General features: G+C 64.8%; 9 protein-coding genes. 3 read left to right on the top strand and 6 right to left on the bottom strand.

Features of this window, described 5'->3' with window-relative positions; all coding sequences use genetic code 11:
• Positions 1–176 precede the first annotated feature (176 nt).
• The 6 genes from HY058_17885 to HY058_17860 all read right to left on the bottom strand — a co-directional run bounded on the left by HY058_17885 (position 177) and on the right by HY058_17860 (position 6175).
• Positions 177–1277, bottom strand: coding sequence for a DUF2817 domain-containing protein (locus HY058_17885; protein MBI3499169.1), 1101 nt, complete (start codon positions 1275–1277; stop codon positions 177–179).
• A 24-nt stretch (positions 1278–1301) separates the two neighbouring features.
• A complete protein-coding gene (locus HY058_17880; protein ID MBI3499168.1) occupies positions 1302–3302 on the bottom strand; it encodes a DUF4445 domain-containing protein in 2001 nt (666 codons plus the stop codon).
• Positions 3302–3604, bottom strand: a complete 303-nt coding sequence (locus tag HY058_17875) for a virulence factor (GenBank protein MBI3499167.1) — start codon at positions 3602–3604, stop codon at positions 3302–3304. The genes HY058_17880 and HY058_17875 overlap by 1 nt, the downstream gene beginning before the upstream one ends.
• Positions 3605–3609: 5 nt before the next feature.
• Positions 3610–4221 (bottom strand): DUF1638 domain-containing protein, encoded by a 612-nt coding sequence (locus HY058_17870; protein MBI3499166.1) that lies wholly within the window; start codon positions 4219–4221, stop codon positions 3610–3612.
• Complete coding sequence (locus HY058_17865) at positions 4221–4943, bottom strand: cobalamin B12-binding domain-containing protein (GenBank protein ID MBI3499165.1); 723 nt, start codon at positions 4941–4943, stop codon at positions 4221–4223. Before HY058_17865 ends, HY058_17870 begins: the two co-directional genes overlap by 1 nt.
• A 92-nt stretch (positions 4944–5035) precedes the next feature.
• A complete protein-coding gene (locus tag HY058_17860; protein ID MBI3499164.1) occupies positions 5036–6175 on the bottom strand; it encodes a CoA transferase in 1140 nt (379 codons plus the stop codon).
• Between the two features lie 130 nt (positions 6176–6305).
• On the opposite strand from HY058_17860, the gene HY058_17855 reads away from it, so the two are divergent.
• The 3 genes from HY058_17855 to HY058_17845 all read left to right on the top strand — a co-directional run bounded on the left by HY058_17855 (position 6306) and on the right by HY058_17845 (position 11492).
• The gene (locus tag HY058_17855; GenBank protein ID MBI3499163.1) at positions 6306–6653 is read left to right on the top strand and encodes a RidA family protein; all 348 of its coding nucleotides are present in this window, start codon (positions 6306–6308) and stop codon (positions 6651–6653) included.
• A gap of 74 nt (positions 6654–6727) precedes the next feature.
• The gene (locus tag HY058_17850; GenBank protein ID MBI3499162.1) at positions 6728–8053 is read left to right on the top strand and encodes an aspartate aminotransferase family protein; all 1326 of its coding nucleotides are present in this window, start codon (positions 6728–6730) and stop codon (positions 8051–8053) included.
• 355 nt (positions 8054–8408) lie between these two features.
• Positions 8409–11492 carry an N-6 DNA methylase gene (locus HY058_17845; GenBank protein ID MBI3499161.1) on the top strand — a complete coding sequence of 1028 codons (3084 nt, stop codon included), beginning with the start codon at positions 8409–8411 and terminating at the stop codon, positions 11490–11492.
• Positions 11493–11530 lie beyond the last annotated feature (38 nt).

The following is an 11530-nucleotide window of genomic DNA, read 5'->3' as shown; positions in this document are numbered from 1 at the left end:
GCCGGGCATTATCGGCAGATTGCGCTCCAAGGAAACAGCCTTGGTCTGCACTACAGCCGTTTCGCCATACCCAGCCTGTGCCAGATCAACCCCTTACAGGCACAAAAATCCCAACAGCAGGGTCGAATCCGCGAAGATCGGTTAGCGTGGGGGAGGGTTGGGGTGGGGGCGAACGGCTATTGCGCCCGTTGCAACCCTTTGATCGCCCGGCCCATCAGGAGCTGCGCGCGGAGACTCACCAGCTCCTTCCAGTCGTCCTCGTCGCGGTAGAAGGCGTTCCTGATCATCGCCTTGATCTCGCGGCCTTGCTGGCTCTGGGGATCGCCGCGGAGATGCAGCCAGTTGTCGGCCCGGAGCGAGCGCATGACGTAGTCGGACGGCATGGTGCCGTATTCGATGGCGATATGCAGGTGCCGGGCCTGGGGTGCGGAATCGCGGATGGCATCGTGGATGCTGCCCTTCATGCGCACGCCATGCACCGAGGTGGAGTTGCCGGCAAACGGCGAGGCGACCGAGTCGCCATACCAGCCGACCGCCTCTTTGTACTCCCGTGAGTCCGGCAGGTAAGGCGCGATCGGCTCGCCATAGGCATAAGGACCGAGCCCGGTGTGGAAATCGACCGAGGCGACGTGGCGCGCCTTGCCCAGATGCTCGCCCACGATCTGGCGCATGGTCAGATTCGACCAGGTGGGCGCCACCCCGCCGAAGAAGAGCCCGTCGGCGTGATCGTATTGGCCCGAGGAGACGGCGATCTGGAACTGCGCGGCCCCATGCGTCTCGCGGTAGGCCACCAGGGCTGCATCGGCCTTGGCCAGAGTCTCGGCACTCCAGCTCTCCGGCACGAGGTGAGCATGCAACGGCGCATAGTCGGGATTCTGCGGCCGCTCGCCATTGTGGTCGATGCAATTGCGATTGAGGTCGACGTTGTCCTCGGTCACGCGGCGGAGCCAGGCGAAGCCATAGGGGTTGATCGCGTGCACCATCGCCACGGCCACATCCTCGGGCAGGCTGGCGGCGGCACCGGAGCGAAGCCAGCCGACCTGGCAGCCGGAGCCGCAGAAGCCCTCCACGCCATGGGTCGCCGACTGGGTGTAGAGAACGCGGCCGGCATCGGGCTTGCCCAGGAGCGCCACGTCGGTCGTCAGCTCCTCGCCCTTGGGACCGGCGACATTCGGATTCTTGTAGGTCTTGAGCCTGGCACCCACCGCCTTGGCCGATGCGCGGAACATCTGGCGCGCCTCGGCATAGTCACGCGCAAAATCACCGACCGCTGTCATGCTGCCTCCGGATAAGAGTGTCGATTATGAGCCTTGCCGCCGGCGCCGGCGGCCGCCGCGCTCGGCCGGCTCCATGGGCTCGGGCAAGGTCATGACCCGGCGGAGCCGCGGATAGGGTGCGGTCTTGTGCGGCAGCGCCATGGCTTCGACGAAATGCGCCTGGAACATCGGCTCGATTGCGGTCTCCACCTTCTCGACCCGGCGCACGACCTCGGCGATCTCGGCCCGGGCGGCGCGGTTGACGAGAGCGATGCGAGCCCCGGTGCCCGCCGCATTGCCGGCCGCCGAGACCCGGGCGGGCTCGCAATCGGGGATCATGCCGAGCGTCATCGCATAGAGGGGATCGATGTGGCTGCCGAAGGCGCCGGCGAGCACGATGCGGTCGACGGCATCCACGCCCATGCGATCCATGAGCAGCTTGGCGCCGGCGTAGAGTGCGGCCTTGGCGAGCTGGATCGCGCGCACGTCGTTCTGGTGGATCAACAAAGCAGGCGAACCCGCATGCAAGAGATAAGCGAAGGTGCGGCCGTCAGGAATGACGCGCGGGCTCTGCGCCGCCATGGCGCCGTTGATGGTGCCGTCGGAGGCGAGCACGCCCGCGAGAAACATCTCCGCCAGCACCTCGATGATGCCCGAACCGCAGATGCCGGTGACGCCGGTCGCCTTGGTCTTCTCGGCGAATCCCGGCTCGTTCGACCAGAGATCGGCGCCGATCACCTTGAAGCGCGGCTCCAAGGTCTCCCGGTCGATGCGCACCCGCTCGACGGCGCCCGGGGCGGCGCGCTGGCCGCAGCTGATCTGCGCCCCCTCGAAGGCGGGCCCGGTCGGGCTGGACGCGGCCAGCAGCCGCTGCCGGTTGCCGAGCACGATCTCGGCATTGGTGCCGACATCGACCACCAGCATCATCTCATCCTGGAGATGCGGGCCTTCCGACAGGATGACGGCCGCGGTATCGGCGCCGACATGGCCCGCGATGCAAGGCAGCGTCACGGCCTTGGCGCCGGGATGGAGTGCAAGACCAAGATCGCTCGCGCGCATGGTCAGGCCGTGGTCGAGGGCGAGCGCGAAGGGCGCGCCGCCGAGCTCGGTCGGATCGAGCCCGAGGAGCAGGTGGTGCATGACCGGATTGCCGACGAGGACGGCTTCCAGCACGTCGGCACGGGCGAGCCCGGCCGACCCGGTGGTCTCCCCGACCTGAGCGTCGATCGCCTGGCGCACCGCCTCGGTCAGCGCCACGTCGCCGCCGGGATTCATCATGACGTAGCTGACCCGGCTCATCAGGTCTTCCCCGAAGCGGATCTGCGGGTTCATGGCGCCGGACTGCGCCACTACGTCGCCGGTCGAAAGATCGGTCAGGTGCACCGCGATGGTGGTCGAGCCGACATCGACCGCGAGCCCATAGGCCTTCTCGCGGAAGCCGGGCCAGACTGCCACCACCTCGCGACGGTCGCGCACGGCGGCGGTCACCTTCCAGGCACCTTGCCGCAAGGCCTTCTGCAGGCCGGCCAGCACGCCTAGCTCGATGGTGGCATCCGTGATCCCCCATTCCCGCTCGAGTGCCGAGGCGAGCCGGCGAAAGTCGCCGGAGGGGTCATGCATGTCCGGTTCCTGCACCTCGACATAGTGCAGATGGATCATCGGGTCGATCTCGACCGGCCGCGCATCCGGGCGCTTGCGCACGAGCTGGCGATGCACCTGGCTTTCGGGCGGGACATCGACCACGACGTCGCCTGAAATCGTGGCCGAGCAGCCGAGCCGCCGATCCGGGCCAAGGCCGCGGCGATCGGCATAGGCGCGCTCCACATGGGCGGGAAGGGACAGGTGGTCGCTCGCCGACACCACGCCCAGCTTGGCGAACTCGCCGAAGCTCGGCCTGACCTGGCAGCGTCCGCAAATGCCGCGGCCGCCGCACACGGAATCGAGATCGACGCCGAGCGCCCTTGCCGCATCCAGCAACGAGGTGCCCAAGGGGAAGCGGCCGCGCTTGCCCGACGGCATGAAGGCGACCAGCGCGTCTTCGGGCATCATGCCTCGGCCCGGCCACCCGCGCGCACGAGCTGGCCCAGCCGCTCCTCGGTGAACTCCGCCTCCAGGCCGAGGGCCGCCTTGTCGACCTCGGCCTTGAGGTCCTCGCCGCACTCGGCCGCCTCGCCGCGGCGCCATTCCCCGAGATAGGCGTCGGTGCCGGTCAGCCCGGCGCGCATCGCCGCGCGGTCGATGGCGGTCTCGAATCGCTCCGAGAGCTGCACCTTGGCGGCCTCCCGGCCGCGCTTGGCGATGACCTGGGCCGGGATGTCGCGCCAGTAGACGATGGTGAGGCTAGCCATGCACTCTAGCCATGAATGGGGGCCGGGGCGTGGGCGCGCATGAACTGGCCGAGCTCGCCATAGCCGGTGAAGACGCGCTGGAAGGCGAGCTCGAGCCGGTCGGCGGCGGCCGCGGCGATGCGGGTCAATTCCGGATCCTCGGTCTGCGCCAGATAAACGAGCTTGGTGTAGTGGCGAAAATAATCGTCACGCAGCTCCGGGTGGCGATCGAGGCCGAGACCCTCGATGATCAACCGGTCGAAATGGCGCGCGAGATAGTCGGTCAAAAAGAAACAGCCGGGCTCCGCCTCGGCCAGTTCGGTGAACGCCGCCGTGCCCATGTAGAACTGGTAGCAATGCGGGCCCGCGATCCGCTTCACGCCCTCTTGCGCCAGCACCTGATCGAGCCCGCCGCCGCTGCCGCAATCGCCGTAGAGAACGAGGATCCGCCGATAGCCCTCGGCGCGCGCTTCGCGGATCCGCGCTCGCACCCCCGGCGCGATGCGCTCAGGCGTGTTGTGCCACTGCGCCGGCAGGCAGACGAGATCGAAGGCGCCGGGAAACCCGCTGGCGACCGCCAGCACTTCCGGCGCCAAGGCGCCGCAACCGATGAGGAGCGTTGCCGCTCGTTCCGCCATCAAGCCTTGCCTTCCATCTTCGACTGCACCGAGCCCTGGCGCTTGGCCATGAAGCTCCGGGCGGTCTCGACCGCGACCGCCGCATCGCGGCAATAGGCATCCGCGCCGATCGATTTGGCGAAGCCCTCGTTCAACGGCGCACCGCCCACCAATACGATGTAGTCCGAGCGAATGCCTTTTTCGATGAGGGTGTCGATCACCACCTTCATATAGGGCATGGTCGTGGTCAGCAGCGCCGACATGCCGAGGATGTCCGGCTGGTGCGTCTCCAAGGCCTCGAGGTAGCGCTCGACCGAATTGTTGACCCCGAGGTCGATCACCTCGAAGCCGGCACCCTCAAGCATCATGCCGACGAGGTTCTTGCCGATGTCGTGGATGTCGCCCTTGACCGTGCCGACCACCATCTTGCCGATCTTGGGCGCGCCGGTCTCGGCCAGGAGCGGCCGCAAGATCGCCATTCCCGCCTTCATTGAGTTGGCGGACAGAAGCACTTCCGGCACGAACAGGATGCCGTCGCGAAAGTCGATGCCGACGATGCGCATGCCCTCGACCAAGGCCTTGGTCAGCACGTCATAGGGCGTCCATTTGCGCCCCAAGAGGATGTTCACCCCCACGACCACCTCCTCCTTGAGGCCGTCATAGAGATCCTCCTGCATCTGCTGGACGAGGTCGTCGTCGCTGAGCGCATTCAAGTCGAGTGGTTCGCCCTTATCCTCGCTCATTCGCATTCCTTACGCGTGGTTGCCGTCCGCCGTTACCATAGTCTTGGGATGCCTAACATTTCCCACGAACGGCAAGGATTTGGCTAGCTCCCTCATGCCCACCCGGCCCATGTGGGAGCCCACTCCGCCAAGGCGGGCGCGGCAGCGGTGCCGGGGGCGCGGCGCAGCGGCGCCACCACCGGCACCGGCAGGGCCGGCACCGAGCCGCCGGAAAGGCTCAGCTTCGCTTCGAAGACGCGGCGCCAGGCGAGCTGCTGATCGGCGACCGCCTCCTCCAGGCTAACCACTACGGCTGAGCTCACATCCTCGCCGGAAAAGACCCTCCGCCAGTGGGCGGAAGGTTGGGCAAGGATGCGACGGCCCACCGCATCCATCGTCGCCTTGGGGTCGCGGGAGTCGTCGCGGAGCGGCTCGGGCAGCTGGATGAGCTCGGCGAAGCGGCGCCAGAACTTGTCCTCGAGCGCCGCCACCGCGAGGTACCGCCCGTCGGCCGTCGGATAGATCCGGTAGCGGGGCGAGCCGCCGGTCAACAGGCCGGCGGCCCCTTGCGGCGCCTTGCCGGTCGCCCACAGCTCGGCCAGCTCAGCGAAGGCGAAGGTCAGGACCTGCTCGGTCATGGCGATGTCGAGATGGCAGCCTTCGCCGCTTGCATCGCGCCGGCGAAGCGCCAGCAGAATGTTGATGACGGCGGGATAGGTACCGCCGGCGATGTCGGCCACCAAGACCGGCGGCATGCAGGGTCCGCGCTCCGGATCGGCGGCGAGCGACAACAGACCCGCCTCGGCCATATAGGTCAGATCGTGCCCGACCTCGCCCGACTTCGGACCGTCCTGGCCTCTGCCGGTGATCGAGCAATAGATGAGGCGCTTGTGGCGCTCCTTGAGCGCGCCATAGCCCAAGCCGAGGCGCTCCATGACACCCGGGCGAAACTGCTCGATCAGCACATCCGCCTCGGCGATGAGCGGGGCGAGACGTTCCAGATCGCCGGGCCGCTTCAAGTCGAGCGCAAGGCTGCGCTTGCCGCGGTTGAGGAGCGCGAAGCTCACGCTATCGGTTCCGGCAAGGGGCGGATAGGCGCGCATGGCGTCGCCGCTCTCGGGGCGTTCGATCTTCACCACCTCGGCCCCCGCCTCGGCGAGGATCAAGCTCGCAAGCGGACCGGGGAGCAGGGTGGAGAAGTCGAGGACCTTGATGCCGGAGAGCGGCAGAGTTTGGTCTGTCGTGGCGGACATCGCGGCCGGACGCTATCGGCCGACGCCGGTCCGGTCAAGCAAGGCCGGCGCCGCCGTCGCGCTCGCATCCCAGACCGAGCTTGGGCATACTCCGGACCCTCTCAACTCCCAGCCACAATCGGGGGACTTCATGGCGATCAAGCGACTGGCACCGGGGCCGCGCCTCTCGGGCGCCTCGGTTCACAATGGCATCGTCTATCTCGCCGGCCAGACGGCCGATGATCTGAGGCAAGATGCGATCGGACAAACGAAGCAGATCCTGGCGAAGATCGACCGGCTCCTGAAGGAGGCCGGCACTTCCAAGCGCAAGATGCTCACCGTACAGATCTGGCTCAGCGACATGCGCTATTTCGCCGACATGAACAGCGTCTACGACAAGTGGGTTCCCAAGAACAACACGCCGGGGCGAGCCACCGTGGGGGCACCGCTCGCCACGCCGAAGCACCTGGTCGAGATCGGCGGCATCGCCGCGATCTGAAGAGGACGCCGCCGCCAGGCCGGTCCGATCAGACAGGCTTGGCGGCCGCCTCGCATGATGCGACCGGAGCCGCCATGACCGCGACCGCGCCTCGGAAGGATCCCCACGCCGAGCTCTGGCGTCAGGTGGACCAGCACCTGATCCGCTACGGCGGCAGCTTCGCCCCGGTCATGATCGGTCGCGCCCAGGGCTCCTATGTCTATGATCTCGACGATCGCCCGATCCTCGACTTCACCTCGGGCCAGATGTGCGCCAGCCTCGGGCACAACCACCCCGAGATCGTGACCGCCATCGAGAAGGCATGCCGCGAGGCGATCCACCTCTTCTCCGGCATGCTGTCGCCGCCCGTGGTCGAGCTCGCCGCGAGCCTCGGCCGCCTCTTGCCGCCCGAACTGCAGAAATCCATGTTCCTGTCGACCGGCGGCGAGGCCAATGAAGCGGCGCTGCGCATCGCCAAGCTGAAGACCGGCGGCTTCGAGGTCGTGGGCTTGACCGGCTCCTGGCACGGCATGACCGCCGGTGCCGGTGCCTCCACCTACATGGCCGGACGCCGAGGTTACGGGCCGACCATGCCCGGCACCTTCGCCATTCCGGCACCCTATGCCTATCGTTGTCCGGTCCAGCACTGCGCCGGAAGCTGCGACACCACCTGTCTCGACATCGGCTTCAGCCAATACGACAGCCAGTCGGTCGGCGCGCCGGCCGCCGTGCTGGCCGAGCCGATTCTTTCCTCGGGCGGCATGATCGTGCCGCCGGAGGGTTATTTCGCCAAGCTCACGCGCCTCGCCCACGAGCGCGGCATGCTCTTGATCATGGACGAGGCGCAGACGGCCTTCGGGCGCGTCGGCGCCAATTTCGCCTTCGAGCAAACCGGCGCCGCTCCGGACATCCTGACTCTGTCGAAGACGTTGGGCGGCGGACTGCCGCTGGCGGCCACGGTGACCTCGGCCGCGATCGAGGAGGAATGCCACCGCAAGGGCTTCCTCTTCTATACCTCGCACCTCTCCGATCCCTTGCCGGCCGAAGTGGGCCTCGCCGTTCTCCGGGTGCTGGCGGCCGAGCATCTGGCCGAGCGGGCGGCCGCGCTCGGCGACTATCTCAAGGCGGGATTGCTGGCGCTGCAGCAGCGCTACGAGGTCATCGGCGACGTCCGCGGCCGCGGACTGCTGTTGGGCGTCGAGCTGGTGAAGGACCGCGAGCGCCGCGAGCCGGACAGCGCGATGGGGACCAGGATCACGCGCCGCTGCCTCGAGCTCGGCCTGTCGATGAACATCGTCTCGCTGCCGGCCATGGGTGCTGTCTGGCGCATCGCCCCGCCGCTCACCGTGGCCAAGGACGAAATCGACACCGGCCTTTCGATCCTGGATCAGGCGCTCGCCGACTGCCTCGGGCGGGGTTAGTTCTCGCCGTCGACGACCCTCACCCGCCTCGCTATCGCTCGGCACCGTCGGGGACGGCCGCATCTGGTCGTGCCCACGGTTGGAGATGGCATGCCGTATCCGTGCGAATTGGGGGGTGAAGGCAAAGGGCTGCTGACGCATTACATGTCTTGCTCTTTGTTCCTATTTTGTTCTACAACTCTGGCTCATGTCGCACAAGTGGGGAAGAGCGGTATTTGGCCGTAACCCCCTGAGCAACCTGAACAATTAAGCCTCGAAGCAAATTCCTGATGATTCATAATGACTTATCAGAAGTTTGCAGGCATTCATTAGGACCGCGGACCGGGCGGAGGTTCCCACCACCCGAGCAGGGACTATGCCGAAGCTACGACCGCCAGTGCCACCCGAGCTGATCAAGCGCATCGATGCCGTCATCGCTGCCCTGGGATTGGACGAGAGCCGTGGCCTCGTCCGGCGCTGGGGGGACTACAAGGCCGCCACAAACCGGCATGTCGTTCGCCAGGCCTTCGAGACCATTGGCATCCACGCGGTATTCGGCTTCCCGTCGCAACGCGTCCGCGAAGCGAGATTTTCGCCCGTCGTGTATCTGGCCTGTGCCGCGGATGATGCGGGTGCGAACGCCTTGCATCGTCTGGTTTGGAGTCAGGGCGTCGTGCCCATCTTGCTCATTGCCACGCCAACCGGCCTGCAGATACGCAAGAGTCTGACGCCGCCGATGCCCCAGTCGATGACGGTCGCGTGGAGCAAGCTCAGTGGCACGGCCGATCTCCCAGTCCAACTCCGCTCCCTGACCGCGATTGCGCTGTCGAGCTCAATCGTATGGCGTGACTTTGCGGCTGATCGTTCCGATCGGGTTGATACCGCGCTTCTGAAGGCAATTGCCTCGCTAAATGAGACGGTGCGAACGCGGCACGCGGCGTTGCGTGACCGCCCGATTTTGGTGAACTCGCTAATCGGCCGGTTCATCTACTTCTTCGTGCTGTTGGACCGCGGCATCATCGATCGCAACTGGATTCGCGGTCTGAAAGACGATAGCGGTAACCAACTCTGCGCGCAGATTACGAACTCGATCCGGGACGATGGCAGCATCGACACTACTGATCACGCATGGCCTGCGCGCGAAGTATGGTCGCTCTTCGATCAGATCGATAACATGCTCAATGGCGCCATATTTCCCGTCAACGCAGCGGACCGACGCGCAGTCCCTGCCGATGCCCTGCATCTCGTGCGCCGCGCCATCCGACATGGCGACGTGCTGCACAGCGACGCACGGCAGCTCGGATTCCTGGACGTCTCATTCGCCACGCTCCGTACGGAAACGATTTCGGCGATTTACGAACTGTTTCTCTTTATTGAAGCGCCGGGAGCCAAGGACGATGAGGGTGCGTTTTACACGCCGCCGTTCCTCGTCGATTATGTTCTCGACGAGGTGGATCATATCCGTTCGTTTACCGCGCGCAGTCGAGTCATCGATCCTGCCGCAGGCTCAGGCATTTTTCTAGTCGGGGCGTATCGACGCATTCTCGAACGGGCGATCCCGCGCAAACGCTGGACCTCCACGGAGTTTAAAAAGGGGCGCCACCTCCTCGAGAGCGCCGTCTTCGGAATCGAGCGTAACGGCCAAGCGGCAAACGTAGCGCGGTTCAGCCTTTATTTGACGTTGCTCGATTACGTCGAGAATGTGTCCATCAAAGAACTGCGACAGCTCGCACGCGGTCAGAGCGTGTTTCCAACGCTGACCGCCAATGTCGTGGATTGCGATGTGTTTTCACTGAAGGAAAAGGACCTCGCGCACCTAGGTCAATTCACTCATGTCGTCGGAAACCCGCCGTGGGGTACCTTTGGCGACAACACCGATCGCACAAATCGACCGCGGAGCGCCATCGTGGAGAAGCGCCGGCGCGAAGCACTGCTTCCGACGATTGAGTATTACAACTCCCTGGATCGTGAAAAGTATCCTGTCACAAACAAGCGCATTTCCGAACTGTTCGTGTGGAAGGTGCAGCGCGAACTCGTGCAAAAGAACGGCGTAATGGGGCTGCTTGTCTCGACCCGCAGCTTTGTGGCGCCGACGGCAAGAGCCTTTCCAAACGCGTTGGCCGAGCGGTGCAAGATTGTCGGCTTGGCCAACCTGTCACACTTTCGCTATCGGCTGTTCTCGGGCGCCCGCAGTCCGACGCTTGCGATCTTCGCGGAAAACCGCGAGCCGGAAGCGCTTAATCCCGTATGGGTCTATTCGCCATTGCTCACCTCGCAGCCGATCGGCGAGCATGGCCATTTGTGGTCAATCATTGTATCTGAGCTTGACGTTGAAACCTACAAGCTTCGGGATTTGACGCGGCTGCCGGAAGGCTGGTTCTGGGCGCTTATGCTCCGACCAATCGATCGACGCTTTGTGAATCACCTCGCTCTGTGGTCTCGCCGATTCAAGCGAAGCTTTGGTGATTTTTTAAAGGCGTCAAATCTCGCGATGGGCCGCGGGGGAAGCGCTTCGCAGACCGATCTGCCAAGCGACCTGCTGTTGCGAAGCGGTGACTACCAGCAGCGGCTGGGCATGGGCGACTTGGGTTTCGCGAACTATCCGCATCAGCGAGTGAGAAACAGCCGGCTCAGCGGGTCGTTCGCCGGCCTGTTCGGTGGAAATATCGTCTTCATCCCGCGGCATATGAACGAAATCACCTTCATCGCGGAGCCTATTGCGTTCGCATCGACCTTCAATGCTGTCTACGCGCTCTCGCCATTGAACCAGCGCGGTGTGGCAATTGCCGGGATGCGAGGAATTGTGCGTTACCTCAACTCAGATGTCGCTCGCTATCTGTTCGCGTTGTTCGGAAAGACCCGGCTCCTCGATCGCACGCGTCTTGAAAAGCACGATCTCGAAAGCATTCCATTCCCGTTTACCGACATCGAGGATGGTGATCTTCGAAGCCTGGTTGAGCTAAATGAAGATGCGATCACGCGACTCTTCGCCAGTAGGGTTGGGCTGGACGACGGGTTTGTGCAGTCGGTCCAAGAGTACACAGAGTTTAGGCAAGGCTATGAAGACTCCCAAGTCCCGCATGCGGGGCTCAATCCTCCCAATGCGGCTGCCATCCGACGTTACCAATCCATGCTGTTTGGACATCTCGCCCAGCAATTTGGCGATGGCGCGCAGTTCGACCACTCCGTAAGACAACCCAGCGATCTTGAACACTTCGCAGTCATAGATATTCGTATCGGGCGGAGCGGGACGGACACCCAGTACGCCGCGTTAGCGGCACCCGGAAGCGTCAGCGCCGGGATTGGTTTCAGCCCTCACGCACGGATTATCTTCGACGCAGTCGCATCGCGGGTCGTGGTCACGAAGCCTTGGACCCGTGTCGCCTGGACGGTGGAGCAGGCCTACGCGGACGCCAGAGAGATTTCCGAAGAGGTTCTGCGCTTAGGGGCGGCTGTGTAGCATGTTCTCGGGTTTTTTTACGGCTAACGTTCCCGGAC

Source organism: Pseudomonadota bacterium (assembly GCA_016195085.1).
Lineage (GTDB): Bacteria > Pseudomonadota > Alphaproteobacteria > SHVZ01 > SHVZ01 > JACQAG01.
The sequence above is the reverse complement of the archived record's forward strand: the minus strand, read 5'-3'. Positions and strand labels throughout refer to the sequence as shown.